The organism is Clostridioides sp. GD02404 (assembly GCF_045898275.1).
Lineage (GTDB): Bacteria > Bacillota > Clostridia > Peptostreptococcales > Peptostreptococcaceae > Clostridioides > Clostridioides difficile_A.
Genome location: NZ_JBJOCA010000014.1, coordinates 13,228 through 34,322, shown reverse-complemented (window position 1 = coordinate 34,322; position 21,095 = coordinate 13,228). Strand labels below are relative to the sequence as shown.

Sequence of the window (21,095 nt, the reverse complement as noted above, 5' to 3'; positions counted from 1 at the left end):
ATATAAAGGGGCTGTACATAGTACAGCCCTTAAATTATGTGGCTCAGATAATGGGGGCCATTTTTTATTTTAATTTATAAATTATGTAACTCAAAATTCGAAATACTATAAGTAAGATAAGTGAGAATTGATGGTTGATTTAATTTTAAATGGACTTTTTAGAACTCTTATAGTAAGTAGCTTATGTATTTTTTTATATTAACTTTTAAGAAAAGTATTTTTGTTCTATTATAACTTCGACTTTATATATTTATAACTGTCAAATTTATAGATAATTAAATTAATTAATGATGTTTAATGCACAGTAATCATTACTAAGCTATAATTAAATATAAGGATGTCTCAATAAATTATACTTTAAAATAACTATAAGATAATAAAACATAGTTATTTATTAAAGAAATTATATATTTTAATTAATAAATATGATATGAAAGTATTAAGAGATAACTAAAATTAACTATAAAACACTATTAAATAAGATAGGGGAAAAATATATGTCTAACTTTATTCTAAATGGGATTTTTAGAACTGTTATAGTGAGTAGTTTAAGTATCCTTCTGATATTAATATTCAAGAAAAATGTATTTAAAAGATTTAGTAAAAAATTTAACTATTATATATGGATGATAGTTGTTATTAAATTATTTTTACCATTTACATATTATACTTTTACAATAAATATCTTGAGAAGTAAAAAAAATATTAATATCAACAACATAAATTTAGAGGGATTTAATAATATCTCAACTATGATTAGTAGTATTTTACTATACTTTTGGATTGTATCTGTAATGATATATTTAATTTATACTACATTTAAATATATAAAACTTAAAAACTTAATAGGCGATTTATCTTATGAAGTTGATGACGAAGAGATAGTAAATCTTTATAAAAGCGTATTAAACGAATTTGATATAGAAAAAGATATAAAGCTCAAGTACTCATATGAAGTTGAAACACCAGCATTTTTTAATTCATGTGTGCTTTTACCACCACATGATTATAAGCTAAAAGAACTAGATTGGATTTTTAGGCATGAACTTATGCATTTTAAGAGTAGAGACCTTTATTTAAAATATGTAATTTTATTTTTAAAAATAGTATATTGGTTTAATCCATTTGTATATATAATGGATAAACATATAGATTTAGATTGTGAACTTTATTGTGATGAAAGAGTTTTAAAAAATAGAAACTCAGAGGAAAAAAAAGACTATGCTTTGACGATTATAAATGCAATGAGAAAAGGATCAAATACTTCAAATAAATTTATAGCTGGTCTACATAAGCAATCTGATATTAAAAAGAGAGTAAAGAATATGTTTAATGAAAAATATAAGAATGGTGTATTGATGGCATTAACTCTGTGTTTATTATCTTCTATTACTTTTTTGAAAGTTAATGCAACTAGTGTTATTAATTTTAATGTATTACCTAAAGACTTGGAAGACGCACACATTATTGGTAGTACAACTGTTACGACGATAGAATTTACATATGCAGATGCTCCTAAAAGTGTAAGAGAAAGATATAAAAAAAGTTGTGAAGAACTAGGAGTGATTCCTAAGGACTCTGACTCAATAGGTGTTTTCGTAAATTATTATGACAGTTTATCAAAAAAATTAAGAAAGTAATATTTTAATAGATTGTAATTTATAATAATTATAAAGTTTTAAACAGTTATTTATTAAGAAAAAATATATTTTTATAAATGTATATATTTAATATAATAAAAATAGAAAGTATATATTTAGAAAGAACTTAAGCAAATGAAACAAATTATTGTTTATAAGAGTTGAAAAATTTAAAACAATCATATTCAGATGTAAAATAAGATGGGGGATAATGCATGTCAAATTTCATTTTAAATGGGATTTTTAGAACTGTTATAGTAAGCAGTTTAAGCATACTTTTGATATTGATTTTTAAGAAAAATTTATTTAAAAGATTTAGCAAAAAATTTAATTACTATATATGGATGATAGTTGTTATTAAATTATTTTTACCATTTACATATTATACTTTTACAATAAACATATTGAGGAGCAAAAAGGATATTAATATTAATAATCTAAATTTAGAGGGATTTAATAGTGTATCAAATATGATTAGTGGTATTTTGCTGTACACTTGGACTGTTTCAGTAGTGATATATTTAATTTATACTATATTTAAATATACAAAACTTAAAAATTTAATAAATGATTTATCTTATGAAGTTAAAGATGAAGAGATAATAAATCTTTATAAAAATATATTAAAAGAATTTGATATAGAAAAAGATATAAAACTCAAATATTCATATGAAGTTGAAACACCAGCATTTTTTAATTCATGTGTGCTTTTACCACCACATGATTATAAGTTAGAAGAACTAGACTGGATTTTTAGGCATGAACTTATGCATTTTAAGAGTAGAGATCTTTATTTAAAATATATAATTTTGTTTTTAAAAATAGTATATTGGTTTAATCCATTTGTATATATAATGGATAAACATATAGATTTAGATTGTGAACTTTATTGTGATGAAAGAGTTTTAAAAAATCGTAGCTCAGAGGAAAAGAAAGATTATGCATTAACAATTTTAAATGCAATGAGAAAGGGCTCAAATACTTCAAATAAATTTATAGCTGGTCTACACAAGCAATCTGACATTAAAAAAAGAGTGAAGAATATGTTTAATGAGAAGTATAAGAATGGTATATTAATGGCATTAACTCTGTGTTTATTATCTTCTATTACTTTTCTAAAAGTTAATTCAACTAGTATTATTAATTTTAATGTATTACCTAAGGATATGGAAGATGCACAAGTTATTAAGAGTAGACTTTTTACAACTATAGAGTTTACATATGAAGATGCTCCTAGAAGTGTAAGAGAAAGACATAAAAGAAATTGTGAAGAACTGGGGGTGATTCCAAAAGACTCTGACCCAATAGGTGTTGGTGTAAGATATTATGATAGTCTATCAAAAGATTAGGAAAATAAGTCAGATTTTAATTCTTAAAATTTCGATGTTGTGAAAGAGGTTCTTGCAAAATTTTATGACAGATTCTCACAGAATTAATTTAAGATAACTATTATATAAAAGTTACTACTGTAGAAGTAGATTTTTATTTACATAAAGTTAAAAAAATCACAAAATGACCAACTTTGTAGTTATTCCCTCAAAAAATATATGCCACATAGAAACGCATAAAAAAACACATAAAACAATATTTATGCGTACTTTAGCCTCTAAGGGTACAAAATTCTTTACTTTTACAGACTCGTATTATATAATTAAGTAAATAATGTATATTTAGGTGACATATTGGATAAACTAATTGATTTATTTTATTAATATAATGATACTATAAAAGTTATATAAAGTGGTTTACAAAAAAGTTACAGATAGAGCTTTTATTAATGTATTGTGTATTAATATTTTATCCTTAGGTACACTTCACCTACAAAATAGAATCATAAGATAATTATGGGAAAATTTTAGGAGGTTTATCGTGAAGAAAAAGATATTAATACCAGTATTTGCATCAGTTATGGCATTATCAGTAAGTTCAATTGTAAATGCGGATGAAGTAAATGATTCATCTCAGAATAAGGATGATAAAACAAATACTGAATTAAATTTAGGCGAATATAAAGAAGTAAAATATAAAGTTGCAAAGATAAAAGATGGAGTAGCTATAAAGATAAGAGAAGAAGGTCAAGTTCAAAACATAGCTTATTCTGGAGATGAATTTACTGTTCTAGGAATTCAAGGAGAATGGGTTAAGGTTAAAGTTGAAGATGGAGAAGGTTGGTTAGCTACTAGATATGTAGATATATCTGAAGGTGTAGGATATACTAACGCTGATAAAGTAAATTTAAGAAAAGATAAGAGTGAAAGTTCAGAAGTAATCGAAGAGCTAGAAAAAGGAAGCTCTTTATTGGTGTTGGAAGAAAGTGGAGAATGGTTGAAAGTTAAAGATGGAGGAACTGAAGGGTATGTAAAAGCATCTTATATATCAGATAAAGCTCCAGTAATAGAAGAACCAGAAGTAAATCCAAGTGTTAATCAAAATGGAAATTCTACAAATAACAATCAACAAAATAATGCAAATGACACTCAACAAAACAATAATTCAAATGTGCCAACAGCTAACTCTAATGCAGTTCAAGCTGTACTTAACTTGGCTTATTCTAAGCAAGGTTGCCCATATGTTTGGGGAGCAGAAGGACCAAACACTTTTGACTGTTCTGGATTTACACAATATGTATATAGAAATGCAGTAGGAAAGAAAATACCAAGAACATCTAAAGCACAATCTAATTATGGACAAACTGTAAGTAAAGCAAATTTACAGCCAGGAGACTTAGTATTCTTCACAACTAATGGTTCTGGTTCTGTTAGCCATGTTGGTATATATGTAGGTGGAGGTAATATGATACATTCTCCATCAACAGGAAAAACAGTTCGTGTGACTAGTATAAATTCAGCATACTATACAGCAAGATTTGTTACAGCAAAAAGAATATTATAATCAACTTGTAATATGACAAATTGATAAATACATAAATATAAACGCTCTATACTATATTTAATTTAATCAGGTAACAAAAAATGATTATATTTTAAATGTAATATAGAGCGTTTTTGTATTGGTTTACATTTGACCAATATTAAGACTGATATTACTATTAAATAGTAGTCTTTCCATATAATGATTATTTGTGCAATCCCTTGACAGGATAAGGCAAAGGTGGTAAGCTACTAACAGTACAAAAATACTTTTAATTTTAGTTCAGAGAGGCTAAAAAAGGAGGACGAAAGATGTTAAAATCAAGAAATTTAATCCAACCAGAAGACTTTTCAATAGAAGAAATAGATGAAATATTAGAATTAGCTCAAAAAATAATTGACAATCCGTCAAAATATTCTCGTATATGTGAAGGCAAACTATTAGCTACATTATTTTATGAACCATCAACAAGAACAAGATTAAGCTTTGAATCTGCAATGAACAGACTTGGAGGTCGTGTTGTAGGTTTTTCAGAGCCTAGTTCATCATCTGCATCAAAAGGTGAAACTTTAGGTGATACGATGAGAATAGTATCTGGTTATGTTGATATAATAGCTATGAGACATCCTCAATCAGGTGCAGCTTCAGAGGCTGCTAGATTTACGGAAGTGCCATTTATAAATGCAGGAGATGGCGGAAATCAACATCCAACCCAAACACTTACAGATTTACTTACTATAAAATCATTAAAAGGAACTTTAGAAAACCATACAATAGGATTATGTGGTGATTTAAAATATGGAAGAACTGTGCATTCTTTGGTTAAGGCTATGGCCAGATATAAAAATACAAAGTTTGTATTTATAGCGCCTGAAGAATTGAAAATGCCAGACTATATAAAAGAAGCTATAAAAGGACATGCATATTATGAGACTAATAATCTAGATGATGTTATAGGAAGTTTGGATGTTTTATATATGACTAGAGTTCAACAAGAAAGATTTGAAGATAAATCAGAATATGAAAGACTTAAAAACTATTATATTTTAAATAAATCTAAATTAGAAAAAGCATCTAAAGACATGTTAGTAATGCATCCATTACCAAGGGTAAATGAAATAGATATAGATGTAGATGATGATGATAGAGCTGTATATTTTAAACAAGCTAAATATGGAATGTATGTTAGAATGGCTTTAATAATAAAGCTTTTAGGTATAAATGAAGATTAATAACTCTCATATAATAGTAAAATAAAGGAGATTTTGGGATGTATAAAATTCTGGAGAATATATACATAGGCGAAGATATGTATAGAATGAAAGTAAAAGGTAATTTTGAAGGTAAGATGGGACAGTTTTATATGCTAAGAGCATGGGATACTTATCCAGTACTTTCAAGACCTATAAGTATACATGATATAGATGAAGAAGGAATAACTTTTCTTTATAAAGTAGTAGGAGAAGGAACTCAAATTTTAAGTAACCTAAAAGTAAATGATACTATAAAGTTAGAAGGACCTTATGGTAATGGATATACTAAGGTTGATGGAAAAGTAGCTTTAGTAGGAGGCGGAATCGGTGTGGCCCCACTATACTTAGTTGCTAAAAATATAAAAAACTGTGACGCATATCTTGGATTTAGAGAAGATGTTATATTAGAAGATGAGTATAAGCAAGTGTGTAACGAAGTCCATACAACAGTAGGTAATACTTTTGTAACAGATATAATTGATGTGGAGAAATATGATTACATATTAACATGTGGTCCAACTCCAATGATGGAAAAATTAGTTAAGATGGTAGAAGGTACTAAAACAAGAATTATGGTATCTCTTGAAAACCATATGGCATGTGGAATCGGTGCTTGTTTAGTATGTACATGCAAAACTAATGAAGGAAATAAAAAGACTTGTAAAGATGGTCCAGTGTTCTGGGGAGAGGACGTGATTTTTAATGGCTAATTTAAGTGTAAAATTTGGAAATATAGAATTTAAAAATCCAGTAATAATGGCGTCTGGAACTTTTGGATTTGGAAGAGAATATAATGACATTTATGATATACAAAAACTTGGTGGTATAAGCAGTAAAGGACTAACTTTAAATAAAAAGCCTGGAAACAATGGTATGAGAGTTCATGAAACACCATCTGGCATGATGAATAGTGTTGGACTTGAAAATCCTGGAGTTCAAGGATTTATAGATAATGAATTACCTTTCTTTAGTGAATTAGACTTAGTTAGAATAGCTAATGTTGGAGGTGGAACATTAGAAGACTATTTATTAGGTGTTCAAATGTTAAATGACAAACCTATAGATATTATTGAATTGAATATATCTTGCCCAAATGTTAAAGCTGGGGGGATGGCTTTTGGTATAAAAAATGAAGTAGCAAGAGAAGTTGTTCGTGAGGTAAGAAACATAACGAAACTACCTTTAGTAATAAAACTATCACCCAATGCAGAAGATATTGTAGGAATGGCAAAAGTTTGTGAAGAAGAGGGCGCTGATGGAGTATCTCTAGTGAATACTTTTAAGGCGATGGCAATTGATATAAAAAATAGAAGACCAGTATTTGAGAATGTATATGCAGGATTATCTGGACCAGCTATAAAACCTATAGCTCTAAGAATGGTACATGAAGTGTGTAAAAATGTAAATATACCTGTAATGGGAATGGGTGGGATAACTAAGGCTACAGATGCTATAGAATTTATAATGGCAGGAGCTACTTGTATTCAAGTTGGAACTGCAAACTTTATGAATCCTAAAATCGGTCTTGAAATAATAGATGGAATTAATGACTTTATGGAAAAAGAAGGAATAAAGAGTTTGAAAGAAATCAAAGGAATTATATAATGTAGTATAAATAGTACTTAAAAAATAAAAGATATAGATTAAATAAACAATAATTTTATAACATTAATATGGAGGAAAAATAATATGAGTAAAGTAGATGTAGTAGATATATTAAAGAAGAGTGATGCATTATTAGAAGGACATTTTTTATTATCTTCAGGAAAGCACAGTAATAGATATGTACAATGTGCAAAGGTATTAAGATTTCCAGAGTATGCTGCTGAAGTACTAAGTACAGTTGTTGAACAAATAAAAGACTTAGATATAGACTTAGTAGTAGGGCCAGCAATGGGAGGAGTAATAGTTTCTTATGAGTTAGGAAGACAGTTAGGAAAAGAAGCTGTATTTACTGAGAGAAAAGACAATACAATGGAGTTAAGAAGAGGATTTGAAGTTAAAAAAGGTGCAAAGATAATAATTGCTGAAGATGTTGTAACTACTGGTAAATCAACTATAGAAACAAAAAGAGTATTGGAAGCATTAGGTGGAGAAGTTATAGGTGTTGCATGTATAGCAGATAGAACTAATCATGATATAGGTATGCCTATATATAGTGCTATAAAGCTTGATATACAAGTTTATGAATCTGATGAATGTCCTTTATGCAAAGAAGGAAAATTACCAGTTGTTAAACCTGGAAGTAGAGAATTTAAAGAATTAGGGATGTAATAACTCAATTAAGTTTAGTGGTATTTAAAGAGTGTAAATTTTTTAGAGTAAAACTAATATTATATAATATAAATCAAAGATAAAAACAGTTAGCCTTGCAACTAAGGCTAACTGTTTTTTTGTTAAAAATATATTTACAAAAAAAGAGATAATAGCAGTACAATATAAGTATAATATAAAAAAATTATTATATATTGAGGAGGGGTAAGTATGAAAAATCAATTGAATGAAACTCAGAAAAAGGTTGTATTTTTTGGAGTAGGGGCTGTAGGAGCTACTTTCGCAGAACAATTTTTAAATTCTAAATATGATTTTAAAATTCTTTGTGATGAGAAAAGAAAGAAAAGATATTTAGAAGATGGATTCATAATAAATGAGAAAAGGTATGATTTTGATTATGTAACTAGGGATGAGTATAAACAAGAGGCTGATTTTATAATTATAGGCTTGAAATATAATAATTTAAGGGAAAATATAAGAGAATTAGACGGATTAGTTGGAAAAAATACAGTAATAATGTCTTTATTAAATGGAGTTGATAGTGAAGATATAATAGGCGAAAGATTTGGAATTGAAAAAATGGTATATTCATATGTCACTAATATAGATGCTAAGAAAATTAATAATAATATTATACATACTACTAATGGAATAATTGTATTTGGGAACAAAGATAATAGTGAAGATAGAAAAACTAATATAATAACAGAAGTCTTTAATAGTGTAAATATAGAATATGTTTTATCAAAAGATATTCAAAGAGATATGTGGTGGAAATACATGGTTAATATTGGTGTAAATCAAACCTCAGCTATACTTGGCGCATCTTATGGGGTATTCCAAAGCTCTGAGCATCTAAGAGAATTGGCAAAATCTGCAATGAGAGAAGTAGTTGCTATAGCTCAGGCAAAAGGTATAGGTCTTACAGAAGATGATGTGGAAAATTCGTTACATAGAATACTGGAACATTCAAAAGAAGGAAGAACATCAATGCTTCAAGATGTAGAAGCTCATAGACTTACAGAAGTAGATATGTTTTCTAAGAATATTTGTGAACTTGGAAAGAAATACAACATATCTACACCTATAAATCAGACTTTTTTTTATATGATAAAAGTAATTGAAAGTAGATTTTAAATAGTCTTTATAAATAACTTTGGTAATTGTTGATTTTAAATCTAGATAATATTATAAACTATTTAAATTACTAAATATTTTTAATTCATCAATAAAAATATTTGCTGCTTTTGATAAAGTTATATCCTTTGGATATATATATGAGAAGTGTCTGTTGTAGTTGCCTCCAAGCTCTATGACAGACAGTTCATTATTTAAAACTGGTAAGCTTGTCACTAGATTAGATACTATTGTAATTCCTAAATTATTTCTAACAGATTCTTTGACAGCATAGTTACTTCCAAAGACCATCATACTTTTTGGAATAATCTCTTTAACACTTAAAAACATATCCAAATAATCTCTAGTGCCAGAGCCATCTTCTCTAACTATCCACTTCTGGTCTTGTAGCTTTTCAAAGCTGAAGTCTTTTAACAAAGGGCTATTATATGGAAGTGCTAAAACCATCTTATCTTCAAAAAAATATTCTTGAATAAATGAAGGTGAAGAGCAAGTGCCTTCAATAAGTCCAATATCTAAAACATAATCTTTAACATGAGAAGACACAATTGATGTATTTTCTATGAAAATTTCTACATCTATGTCAGGATACTTTTGTGAAAATAATGCTAAGAAATTAGGAAGAATATACTCACCAATAGTTAAACTTGCACCAATCTTTAAGCGACCAGTTATAGCATCTGAAACCTGACTTACATCATGATAGGTAATGTTTAAAAGATTTAATATTTCCTTAGCTCTTTTATACAATATTTGTCCACTTTCTGTTATAAAAATAGTCTTTTGTTTAATAGACCTATTTATAAGTATGACTTTAAAATAATTTTCTAGATTTTTAATGTGTTTACTTACACTTGGCTGAGATAAATTTAAGTATTCACCAGCTTTAGTAAAATTTTTATATTCAACAACAGCCACAAATGTTTTTAATTCTTCAAACAATTTTATACCTCCCTTACTTAATGAAAGTTTACATTTTTTATATGTTTTCTACAAATAATTATACTAGATGTAATAACCATCAAAAATATTAATCATTACGATATTATATATTTATTTTACTTATGGTTATTACAATTATATACTATTATTGTAAAGAAAACTATATTAATTATAAGGTAGGTATATTATGTTAAAGAATAAAAGCTGTCTAACATTAAAAAATATAAAAGAAATATTACCAGGGCTATTTGTATCAGTATTAGTAGGTTATATTAGTATATTTATTTCTACTCTAATTCCTAAAGTAGGAGCCGCATCAATTTCTATATTTTTGGGTATGTTTGTAGGAAATTTATTCTTAAATCAAAAGGTGTTTCAAAAAGGTTATAAATTTTCAGAGACAGATTTGCTATCATATTCAATAGTACTATTAGGAGCGACACTCAGTGTATCTACTCTAATAGACTTAAAAGTTTCAGGAATCTTATTTATAATGTTACAAATGACAATAACAATAGTAGCAGCACTTTATATAGGTAAAAAATTAGGTTTTGAAGAAAACTTTAGATTTCTAATGGCAAGTGGAAACGCAGTATGTGGTTCTTCTGCTATAGGAGCAACAGTTCCAGTAGTTAATGCTACAGACAAAGAGAAGGGAATTGCAATAACTATTGTAAATGTTACTGGTATATTTCTTATGTTTTTACTTCCAATAATATCTCAATTTTTATATAGCCATGAGCTAGTAAAAACATCAGCAATGATAGGAGGAACTTTGCAGTCAATTGGTCAAGTTGTAGCAAGTGGGGCGATAGTTGGAGAAAATGTAAAAGATTTGGCAACTATTTTTAAAATAGTAAGAGTAATATTTTTGGTTGTTGTAGTATTAGTATTTGGGCATATGAAAAATCAGTCTAATAGTGAAATATTTGAAGAAGAAAAGGATGAGATAAAAAAGAAAAAAGTAAATATACCATGGTATGTAATTGGATTTTTTATAACTTGTGCACTTTTCTCAATGAATATTATACCAAAAGATATATCTGTATTATGCAAAGAAATAAGTAACAAATTTGAAATAATAGCTTTAGCAGCAATTGGTTTAAAGGTTAATGTAAAAGACTTAGTGAAACAAGGTAAAGAAGTTTCTTTATATGGTTTATTTGTAGGTATAGTGCAAGTTGTATCAGCTATAGTTTTAATAAAAATATTTATATAGTATAAAAAACATTTTTAATATTAGCTTGATTAATTAAAATAATATGATACTAATAATTTATAATATAAATAAAAAATGAATTTCGATAAGTTTAAATGGGTATAAACTTATAGAAATTCATTTTTTATTTTAAGTGAAAATTTAAAGTAAAATATTATTTTACATAATAATAACATTATAAATTTTGAAATTGCTTATCTTTGTGTTAAAATAAGTAAAATACACATATTAAAGTTAAGTTTTTAAATAAATAGACAAAGTAAAAATATAAATATTAAGGAGATTTAGTTATGAATGTTTATGAAAAGGATAATGGAGTTATACTAGAAGGGGTAACAGATTTTGATCCAAAACATATATTTGAGTGTGGTCAATGTTTTAGATGGCACAAACAAGAAGATGACTCATACACTGGCGTTGCAAAGGGTAGAATATTAAATGTAAAAAAAGAAAATGATAAGATATATTTAAATAATACAAATTTAGAGGAGTTTAATAGTATTTGGTATAATTACTTTGATTTAGGAACTGATTATACAGAAATAAAAAATAAGCTAAAAAATATGGATGAATATTTAAATAAGGCTACTGAGTTTGGATGTGGAATAAGAATACTAAGACAAGATGGATGGGAAATGCTTATATCATTTATAATTTCTTCTAATAATAGAATTCCTATGATACAAAGAGCTATAGAAAATTTATCAAAAAAATTTGGCAAGTACATAGGTGAGTACGAAGGTAATGAATACTACGCATTCCCAACACCAGAAGAGCTAAATAAGGCTTCACAAGAGGAAATAAGAGCATGTCAAACAGGCTTTAGAGATAAGTACATAAAAAGTACTACAGAGGCGGTTATAGAAAATAATGATAAGGTATCTGAATATACAAATTTAACTACAGATGACTGTAGAAAAGAACTTTTAAAATTCAATGGAGTAGGACCAAAAGTATGTGATTGTATTGCATTATTTGGCATGCAAAAATATGATTCTTTTCCAGTTGATGTTTGGGTTAAGAGGGTTATGCAAGAGTTCTACATAGATGAAGATATGAGTCTACCTAAAATGAGAACTTATGGCATTGATAAATTCGGAGATATGTCTGGATTTGCTCAACAGTATTTATTTTACTATGCAAGAGAACTTGGTATAGGAAAATAAAATTAAGGGGGAGGAATTATGGGAGTAATAGGCACAATATTTCTGTTCTATTTAATTATATCATATCTAGCTGGAGCCATAATTTCTGTGATTATATTACTTGAAAATAGAGATCCTGCAAAAACCATGTCCTGGTTATTAATGTTTATTATATTTCCAGGAATTGGTCTAATTGTATATGCTATTTCAGGTAGAAATATTAGAAAGCGAAAATTATTTAAGACTCAAAAACTAGCTAACAATATAAAAGAAAAGAAACTTTTTGATACGTTAGAAAAGATAACAGAAATCGTTGAACTAGAAAAAGAATCTATAAAGCAAAATAAGCTTTTAAGAGACGAAGAAGACGGTAGTTACAGAAAAAGAGTAATAAATATGCTTTTAAAGACGGGTATGTTTCCATTTACTAAAAATAATAAAGTAGATGTCTTTGTAGATGGAAATGAAAAGTTTAAAATGCTTATAGAAGATATAAGAGAAGCAAAAGACCATATCCATTTAGAGTACTTTATTATCAAAGATAGTGATATAGGTAGGGTGTTAAAAGAAGAGCTTATAAAAAAAGCCAAAGAAGGAGTTAAAATAAGAATTTTATATGATGATGTAGGATGTTGGAGATTTTGGTTTAATAGAAAATTCTTCCGAGAAATGAGAGAAGTTGGTATAGAAATAGCAGCATTTTTACCTACAAAATTTCCTATAATAGGAGGAAAATTGAACTATAGAAATCATAGAAAAATTGTTGTTATTGATGGAATAATTGGATATACAGGTGGAATAAATATAGGAGATGAATATTTAGGCAAAGATGATAAGTTTGGGTATTGGAGAGATACTCACATTAGAATTAAAGGTATTTCTGTATATATGCTTCAGATGACATTTTTGATTGACTGGTATTATACAACAAAAGAAGTTTTAGTGACTAAAAACTATTTTCCAAGTGTTGGAAATGTAGGCGAAAGTATGATACAGGTTGTTGCAAGTGGTCCAGATAGTGATTGGGAAGATATTCATTATGCTTATTTTTCTGCAATATGCCAAGCTAGGCAAAATGTTTATATAGAAACACCGTACTTTATTCCAGATGAGAGTTTACTAAAAGCTATAAAAAGTGCTGCACTTAGTGGAGTAGATGTTAGAATAATATTTCCAAAAATTGCAGACCACAAGATAGTAAACATAGCATCCTATTCCTATTTTGAAGAAATATTAAGAGCAGGTGGTAAGGTTTATTTATATAATAAAGGATTTATACATTCTAAAGTCGTAATAATAGATGATAAAATTGCTTCTGCAGGGACAGCTAATATGGATTTAAGAAGTTTTATGCTTAACTTTGAAGTAAATGCATTTATCTATGATGAAGAAGTTATTGGAGTAATGACAGATGATTTCTTTGAAGATTTAAGTCACTGTGAAGAACTTAATCTGGAGGTATTTAAGAATAGAAGTATTATACAAAAAATTAAAGAATCTGTAGCCAGATTATTTTCACCAATATTATAAAAAATTATTAAAAAAGGTATTGAAAATTATGTGTGATTGGTATATTATAATAATTGTTAGCACTCTATTGAATAGAGTGATAATAAATAAAAAGTATATATATAAATCTACATATAAAAGTAGTATTAATTTAAAAATAACTAAAAACATAGGCGAACTAGTCTATACTTAATATTTTAGGAGGCGTAAAGAATGAAAATAAGACCATTAGCTGACAGAGTAGTAATTAAAAAAGTAGAAGCAGAAGAAAAAACTGCAAGTGGAATAGTTTTACCAGGAGCAGCTAAAGAGCAACCTCAAATAGCTGAAGTTGTAGAAGTTGGACCAGGTGGAATAGTTGAAGGAAAAGAAATAAAAATGGAATTAACAGTAGGAGATAAAGTTATATTCCAAAAATATTCTGGAACAGAAGTTAAGATAGAAGGACAAGAGTATACAATACTAAGACAAAGTGATGTATTAGCTGTTATTGAATAAATATAGAATAAGTTTATTAGGAGGGGTTTAAAATGGCTAAAGAAATTAAATTTTCAGAGGAAACAAGAAGAGCTTTAGAAGCTGGTGTAAATAAATTAGCAGATACAGTAAAAGTAACATTAGGACCAAAAGGAAGAAATGTTATATTAGATAAAAAATTCGGTTCTCCACTTATAACTAATGATGGTGTAACTATAGCAAAAGAGATAGAGTTAGAAGATAGATTTGAAAATATGGGTGCTCAATTAGTTAAAGAAGTTGCAACAAAAACTAATGATGTAGCTGGAGATGGTACTACAACTGCTACAGTTTTAGCACAAGCTATAATAAGAGAAGGTTTAAAAAATGTAACAGCAGGGGCTAACCCAATATTATTAAGAAAAGGGATACAAAAAGCAGTAATAGTAGCAGTAGAAGAATTAAAAAATCAATCAAGAATAGTGGAAACACAAGAAGCTATATCTCAAGTTGCTTCTATATCTGCTGGAGATGAAGAAGTTGGAAAATTAATAGCAGAGGCTATGGAAATAGTAGGGAAAGATGGAGTTATAACTGTTGAAGAATCTCAAACTATGAATACTGAATTAGATGCTGTTGAAGGTATGCAGTTTGATAGAGGATTTGTTTCTGCATATATGGTTACAGATGTAGATAAGATGGAAGCAGTTTTAAATGACCCATATATATTAATTACTGATAAAAAAATATCTAACATACAAGAATTATTACCAGTTCTTGAGCAAATAGTTCAACAAGGTAAAAAATTATTGATAATAGCTGAAGATGTAGAAGGTGAAGCATTGTCTACATTAGTAGTTAATAAATTAAGAGGAACATTTGATGTAGTAGCAGTTAAAGCTCCAGGATTTGGGGATAGAAGAAAAGAAATGCTTCAAGATATAGCAATACTTACAGGTGCTCAAGTAATATCAGAAGAATTAGGTTATGATTTAAAAGAAGCTGATTTATCTATGTTAGGTAGAGCTTCATCTGTTAAAGTAACTAAAGAAAACACTACAATAGTAGATGGTTCTGGAGATAAAAAAGCTATAGAAGATAGAGTAGCTCAAATTAAACATCAAGTAGAGCAAACTACTTCAGATTTTGATAGAGAAAAACTAATGGAAAGATTAGCTAAGCTTGCTGGAGGAGTAGCGGTTATAAAAGTTGGGGCTGCTACAGAAGTGGAGTTAAAAGAAAGAAAGCTAAGAATAGAAGATGCTCTTAATGCAACTAGAGCAGCAGTAGAAGAAGGAATAGTAGCTGGTGGAGGAACTGCTTTTGTTAGTGTTATACCAGCAATAGGCACACTAGTTGATAGTTTAGAAGGAGAAGTTAAACTAGGTGCTCAAATAGTTAAAAAAGCATTAGAGGAGCCATTAAGACAAATAGCTATAAATGCTGGTCTTGAAGGTGCTGTAATTGTACAAAATGTTGTTAATTCTGAAGCAGAAACTGGATTTGACGCATTAAATGAAAAATATGTAAATATGATAGAAGCTGGTATAGTTGACCCAACTAAAGTTAGTAGAAGTGCTTTACAAAATGCTGCATCAATAGCAGGTACTTTCTTAACTACTGAAGCTGCTGTTGCTGACCTTCCTGAGAAAGAAGATGCAGGAATGCCAGGAATGGGTGGCGGAATGCCAGGAATGATGTAATTTAAAAAATTTAGAACATAAATCTTAATATAAAGAACTATTCTGACTTAGTTTTAATTTCTAAGTTGGAATAGTTCTTTTATGTATAAGTAATGTTACATAAATACTAATTGAGGTATAATTGTTATTAGATAAAAAATCAAAATTAAAAAGGATGCGAGATTATGGACTTAAGAAAGTTGCTTGAAGAAGTTAAAAATGAGAACATAGATATAGATGTTGCATTAGATAGATTAAAAGATTTACCATATGAAGACCTTGGCTATGCAAACATAGACCATCATAGAGAACTAAGAAATGGATATCCAGAAGTTATTTATTGTGAAGGAAAGAGTGACGAACATATTTTAGGAATTATTGATAAAATGAATCAAAAAGGCTCTAATATATTGGGGACAAGATGTAGAAAAGAAACCTTTATAAAAATTAAAGAAATATATAATCATGCTGAATATGAAGAGTTATCTAAAATTCTCAAAATTCAAAATCATGCTATAGAGAATATAGGAAAGGGCAAAATTGTGATTGCTACAGGAGGAACTTCTGATATACCAGTAGCAGATGAAGCATATTATACAGCTAAATTTCTGGGTAATGATGTTGATAGAATCTATGATGTAGGTGTGGCAGGTATACATAGGCTTTTAAATAAAAGACATAAAATAGATAGTGCTAGAGTAATAGTGGCTGTTGCAGGAATGGAAGGTGCTCTTGCAAGTGTAGTTGGAGGATTGGTTGATGTTCCAGTAATAGCTGTTCCAACTTCTGTTGGATATGGAGCAAATTTTGGAGGGTTAGCAGCATTGCTGGCTATGTTAAATAGTTGTGCATCTGGAATATCTGTTGTAAATATTGATAATGGATTTGGCGCAGGATATTTAGCAGCAATGATAAATAAGCTATAATAAATAAAATATATTGATATAAATTAAACATAAATTATATAATAAAATCTAATTTCTATTATATTTTATTATTAAAATTGAGGAGACATATATGAGTGAAAAAATACTTTATTTTGATATAATAAGCGGTATATCAGGGGATATGACCCTTGCAAGTTTATTAAATTTAGGTGTACCTAAGGAAATTTTTTTGGAGGAAATTCATAAACTAAAAATGAGCGATGAATTTAACATAAACATCAGCTCAAAAAATGAGAATGGAATAGTAGGTACAAAAGTAGAAGTAATTACAAAAGAAACACACACACATAGAAATTTAGTGGATATATTTGAGATTATAGATGAAAGTGGTTTAAATGAAAATGTAAAATCTAATGCAAAAAAAATATTTATGGTAATTGGCGAAGCAGAGGCTAAAGTTCATGGAACTACAATAGATAAGATACATTTTCATGAGGTAGGGGCTATAGATTCAATTGTGGATATAGTAGGAGCTTCTATATTAGTTGATTTACTTTGTATAGATAAAGTTTGTGCTAGTACAGTGACTGTTGGTTCAGGTTTTGCAAAATGTGAGCATGGAATTATACCTATACCTGCACCTGCAACTATGGAAATTTTAAAAGGTGTGCCAATTAAATTAAATAATATAAAAGGAGAATGTACAACTCCAACAGGAGCTGCAATCATAAAAGTTTTATGTGATGAGTTTGTAGATGAGTTTGAATTTTCTCCAAAACAAATTGGATATGGTATAGGTCATAAGAAATTTGAAGTACCAAATATGTTGAGAACTGTATTAGGTGAAAAAAAAAAGAAGAATTAATTTATGAAATTAGTGCAAACATTGATGATATGTCTTCAGAAATCTATTCTTATTTGTATGAAAAAGTATTAAATGAGAAAGCATTAGATATTTATACAGAGAGCATTTATATGAAGAAGAATAGACCTGCAACAAAAGTATCAATTTTATGTAATGAATCAGATTTAGAAAAATTTATTAAAATATTACTTTTAGAAACTAGCACATTTGGAGTGCGATATAATTCCTACAATAGAGAAATTCTAGATAGAAAATTTGTAAAATTGGATACAAAATATGGAGTAGTTACAGTAAAATTAGGATATTATAAAGATAAACTAATAAAGGCTACTCCAGAATACAATGAATGTAAAACTATAGCAAAAAATGAAGATATTCCTATAAAAAAAGTGTTTGCTGATATAAATTTTAGAATAAAAGAAGAATTTAGTGAAAACTTATTGACATAAGCAATAAATTTTGATAAATTAATACTCAGCTTTATTAAATAAAAGCAAACAGAAAAAAATATATAAAATATAAACTCACTCGTATATGCTCAGAAATATGGTCTGAGAGTCTCTACCAAGATACCGTAAATATCTTGACTATGAGTGAAATTATTATACCAAAAGACCTAGTTAAGTAAATGTGTAGGCTGAGTTATACTCCCTATGTGTTGGCTATAAGATAAAGGACATTTTGGAAGCCTGTATAGTAATTTCACTTTTGTTAGAAATTATGGAAGTTACTATACAGGTTTTTTGTGTAAAAAGATTTAATATAATTTAGACTGTATTGTGTTAAAATAAATATATAAAAACTATATTATACAAGGAGAGATGTAAATTTATGAAACATGAATTAGTACTTGTAATAGATTTTGGAGGACAATATAATCAGTTGATAGCTAGAAGAGTTAGAGAAAACAACGTATATTGTGAAATACTTCCATGTACTGCAAGCATAGAAAGAATAAAAGAAAAAAATCCTAAAGGGATAATATTTACAGGTGGACCAAATAGTGCATATTTAGAAGATTCACCAACAATATCAAAAGAAATATTTGAACTAGGAGTTCCAATACTTGGAATTTGCTATGGTATTCAAATAATGTCTCATGTCTTAGGCGGAGTTGTAAGAAAAGGTAATAAACAAGAAAAAGAGTATGGAAAAACGGCTATAACTTATGGAAAATCATCATTATTTGAAGGTATAACTACAAATAGTGTATGGATGAGTCATACAGATTTAATAGAAAAAGTTCCAGAAGGATTTAATATAGTTGCAAATACTAACGATTGTCCAGTAGCGGCTATGGAAAATGTAGAACGAAACTTATATGGAGTTCAATTCCATCCAGAAGTAGAACACTGTTTAGAAGGTGATAAGATACTTACAAATTTCTTATATAATATTTGTAAGGTAAAAGGAGACTGGACTACAGATTCATTTATAGAAGATAAGATAAAAGAATTAAAAGAAAAAATAGGTGATAAAAAAGCTTTATGTGCTTTAAGTGGAGGAGTTGATTCTTCTGTTGCTGCAGTTCTTATTCATAGAGCAATTGGGGACAATTTAACTTGTATATTTGTTGACCATGGATTACTTAGAAAAAATGAAGGAAATGATGTAGAAAGAATATTTAGAGAAAAATTTGATATAAATCTAATAAGAGTTAATGCAGAAGATAGATTCTTATCTAAGTTAAAAGGAGTATCTGAGCCAGAAGCTAAGAGAAAAATAATAGGTGAAGAATTTATAAGAGTATTTGAAGAAGAATCAAATAAATTAGGAAAAATGGATTTCTTAGTTCAAGGGACAATCTATCCAGATGTTATAGAAAGTGGACATGGAAATGCTGCTACAATAAAATCTCATCACAATGTTGGTGGAATTCCAGAAGATGTAGACTTCCAAGAAATTGTAGAACCATTAAGAGAGTTATTTAAAGATGAAGTTAGAAAAATAGGATTAGAGCTTGGTATAGAAGAAGGATTAATCTTTAGACATCCTTTCCCAGGGCCAGGTTTAGGAATAAGAGTTATAGGTGATGTAACTAAAGAAAAATGTGACATCCTAAGAGAAGCTGATGCTGTTTATATGGACGAGCTTAGAAAAGCAGGTCTATATAGAGAAATATGGCAAGCTTTTGCAACATTACCAGATGTTAAAACTGTTGGAGTTATGGGAGATGAAAGAACATATGCTTATCTAGTTGGTTTAAGAGCAGTTACTTCTTCTGATGGAATGACTTCTGACTGGTATAAGATGCCTTATGATGTATTAGAAAGAATTTCTAATAGAATAATAAATGAAGTTGATGGAGTAAATAGAGTAGTTTATGATATAACTTCTAAACCACCAGGGACTATCGAGTGGGAATAATAAATAAAAAAGCTATAAACTTTGTAATTACAAGGTTTATAGCTTTTTAAATTTATCTAATAATAAACTCACCTAGACTTGTTTATCTATATTAATCAAATTTATTTAAATAATAGATTTTCAAGCCCTTTTATTATTTCTTTGATTTCATCACTACTTAATTTATAATAAATTCGTTCAGATTTTTTTCGATATTGACCAAGTTTAATTGTAGTAGAACTAATATATGATATTAAAATTTTTTACTATAAGATTATTTAAATGTAGATAAAACTAAAAAGGTCTTTCTAGAAAATAAAACCTACCTAATTATACTTACTTACCAATATCATCACCTGATGTAGGCAAGATTCTACCACATTTTCTCCGTACTCTAGTATAAAATCATCTAGCTGTGTATCTATAAAATCACAATAATCATATGGACTACCAATGTAAGCAGTCAATATATGTGTACATCTATCCATTTTATCTCCAAACATAATATATTTATCCCCCTAAAAAACTTTCATGAAAAACAAAAAGAATATATCTTTTTGGCAACTGGCTGACATAACTTATAATTGATTTTATAAGTCTTAGTCCCTATAGCTTTGCGTCACTAAATTTCTCTAGCTTTGCCGATTTAGTTTTATTCTACAACTACAATAATACAACAGAATTAGTTATTATTCAACATGATTATTTGAAAATTGAATAAATTTATGCATATGAATGTTATTTTACTTCAGAAAATAGACTAGATGTGTTGATTAAGTTAAATTGAGAAGATGGCATAAATTAGAGTAAATAGAAGTAGTTAATAAATTAAGTAGATAGAAATTAGGTAACTTTGGGATATATTGTAG

At 28.1% G+C, this 21,095-nt stretch carries 17 protein-coding genes, 1 pseudogene and 2 riboswitches; of the genes and pseudogenes, 16 read left to right on the top strand and 2 right to left on the bottom strand.

What is annotated here, in order from left to right; all coding sequences use genetic code 11:
• Nucleotides 1–497 precede the first annotated feature (497 nt).
• The 8 genes from Q3287_RS10125 to Q3287_RS10090 all read left to right on the top strand — a co-directional run bounded on the left by Q3287_RS10125 (nt 498) and on the right by Q3287_RS10090 (nt 9,175).
• The gene (locus tag Q3287_RS10125) at nt 498–1,640 is read left to right on the top strand and encodes a M56 family metallopeptidase (protein WP_407964031.1); all 1,143 of its coding nucleotides are present in this window, start codon (nt 498–500) and stop codon (nt 1,638–1,640) included.
• A gap of 215 nt (nt 1,641–1,855) precedes the next feature.
• Entirely contained in the window at nt 1,856–2,989 is a 1,134-nt protein-coding gene (locus tag Q3287_RS10120) for a M56 family metallopeptidase (protein ID WP_407812024.1), read from the top strand.
• A 520-nt stretch (nt 2,990–3,509) separates the two neighbouring features.
• On the top strand, nt 3,510–4,532 hold the full coding sequence (locus Q3287_RS10115) for an NlpC/P60 family protein (RefSeq protein ID WP_054268749.1): 1,023 nt from the start codon (nt 3,510–3,512) through the stop codon (nt 4,530–4,532).
• 290 nt (nt 4,533–4,822) lie between these two features.
• A complete protein-coding gene (gene pyrB, locus Q3287_RS10110) occupies nt 4,823–5,743 on the top strand; it encodes an aspartate carbamoyltransferase (protein WP_054275608.1) in 921 nt (306 codons plus the stop codon).
• Nucleotides 5,744–5,781: 38 nt separating this feature from the next.
• Nucleotides 5,782–6,474: a dihydroorotate dehydrogenase electron transfer subunit gene (locus tag Q3287_RS10105; protein WP_074178105.1), complete on the top strand. Its 693-nt coding sequence runs from the start codon at nt 5,782–5,784 to the stop codon at nt 6,472–6,474.
• A complete protein-coding gene (locus tag Q3287_RS10100; RefSeq protein ID WP_054275610.1) occupies nt 6,467–7,369 on the top strand; it encodes a dihydroorotate dehydrogenase in 903 nt (300 codons plus the stop codon). Before Q3287_RS10105 ends, Q3287_RS10100 begins: the two co-directional genes overlap by 8 nt.
• Before the next feature lie 84 nt (nt 7,370–7,453).
• Nucleotides 7,454–8,038, top strand: coding sequence for an orotate phosphoribosyltransferase (pyrE, locus tag Q3287_RS10095; RefSeq protein ID WP_054268753.1), 585 nt, complete (start codon nt 7,454–7,456; stop codon nt 8,036–8,038).
• 210 nt (nt 8,039–8,248) lie between these two features.
• The gene (locus Q3287_RS10090; RefSeq protein ID WP_054275611.1) at nt 8,249–9,175 is read left to right on the top strand and encodes a ketopantoate reductase family protein; all 927 of its coding nucleotides are present in this window, start codon (nt 8,249–8,251) and stop codon (nt 9,173–9,175) included.
• Between the two features lie 51 nt (nt 9,176–9,226).
• Here the strand turns inward: Q3287_RS10090 and Q3287_RS10085 are convergent, their stop codons facing one another.
• The gene (locus Q3287_RS10085; protein ID WP_407964030.1) at nt 9,227–10,117 is read right to left on the bottom strand and encodes a LysR family transcriptional regulator; all 891 of its coding nucleotides are present in this window, start codon (nt 10,115–10,117) and stop codon (nt 9,227–9,229) included.
• Nucleotides 10,118–10,304: 187 nt separating this feature from the next.
• Here Q3287_RS10085 and Q3287_RS10080 point away from each other — a divergent pair, with 187 nt between their 5' ends.
• The 8 genes and pseudogenes from Q3287_RS10080 (at nt 10,305) to guaA (ending at nt 20,247) form a co-directional block, all read left to right on the top strand.
• Nucleotides 10,305–11,336 (top strand): YeiH family protein, encoded by a 1,032-nt coding sequence (locus tag Q3287_RS10080; protein ID WP_054268756.1) that lies wholly within the window; start codon nt 10,305–10,307, stop codon nt 11,334–11,336.
• Between the two features lie 290 nt (nt 11,337–11,626).
• Nucleotides 11,627–12,502: a DNA-3-methyladenine glycosylase gene (locus Q3287_RS10075; protein ID WP_054275613.1), complete on the top strand. Its 876-nt coding sequence runs from the start codon at nt 11,627–11,629 to the stop codon at nt 12,500–12,502.
• 18 nt (nt 12,503–12,520) lie between these two features.
• Nucleotides 12,521–14,011, top strand: coding sequence for a cardiolipin synthase (gene cls / locus Q3287_RS10070; RefSeq protein WP_054275614.1), 1,491 nt, complete (start codon nt 12,521–12,523; stop codon nt 14,009–14,011).
• Between the two features lie 192 nt (nt 14,012–14,203).
• Entirely contained in the window at nt 14,204–14,488 is a 285-nt protein-coding gene (groES, locus tag Q3287_RS10065) for a co-chaperone GroES (RefSeq protein ID WP_003420907.1), read from the top strand.
• Between the two features lie 32 nt (nt 14,489–14,520).
• A complete protein-coding gene (groL, locus tag Q3287_RS10060) occupies nt 14,521–16,149 on the top strand; it encodes a chaperonin GroEL (protein WP_054275615.1) in 1,629 nt (542 codons plus the stop codon).
• Nucleotides 16,150–16,313: 164 nt separating this feature from the next.
• Nucleotides 16,314–17,054: a nickel pincer cofactor biosynthesis protein LarB gene (gene larB, locus Q3287_RS10055; protein WP_054268761.1), complete on the top strand. Its 741-nt coding sequence runs from the start codon at nt 16,314–16,316 to the stop codon at nt 17,052–17,054.
• 91 nt (nt 17,055–17,145) lie between these two features.
• Nucleotides 17,146–18,329 (top strand): annotated as a pseudogene (gene larC, locus Q3287_RS10050) (nickel pincer cofactor biosynthesis protein LarC).
• 59 nt (nt 18,330–18,388) lie between these two features.
• Nucleotides 18,389–18,490, top strand: a riboswitch (purine riboswitch).
• Between the two features lie 221 nt (nt 18,491–18,711).
• Nucleotides 18,712–20,247, top strand: a complete 1,536-nt coding sequence (gene guaA, locus Q3287_RS10045) for a glutamine-hydrolyzing GMP synthase (RefSeq protein ID WP_054268764.1) — start codon at nt 18,712–18,714, stop codon at nt 20,245–20,247.
• A gap of 305 nt (nt 20,248–20,552) precedes the next feature.
• On the opposite strand, the gene Q3287_RS10040 is transcribed toward guaA, so the two are convergent.
• Nucleotides 20,553–20,729, bottom strand: a complete 177-nt coding sequence (locus Q3287_RS10040; RefSeq protein WP_021382611.1) for a hypothetical protein — start codon at nt 20,727–20,729, stop codon at nt 20,553–20,555.
• A gap of 53 nt (nt 20,730–20,782) precedes the next feature.
• Nucleotides 20,783–20,879, bottom strand: a riboswitch (cyclic di-GMP riboswitch).
• Nucleotides 20,880–21,095: the final 216 nt, after the last annotated feature.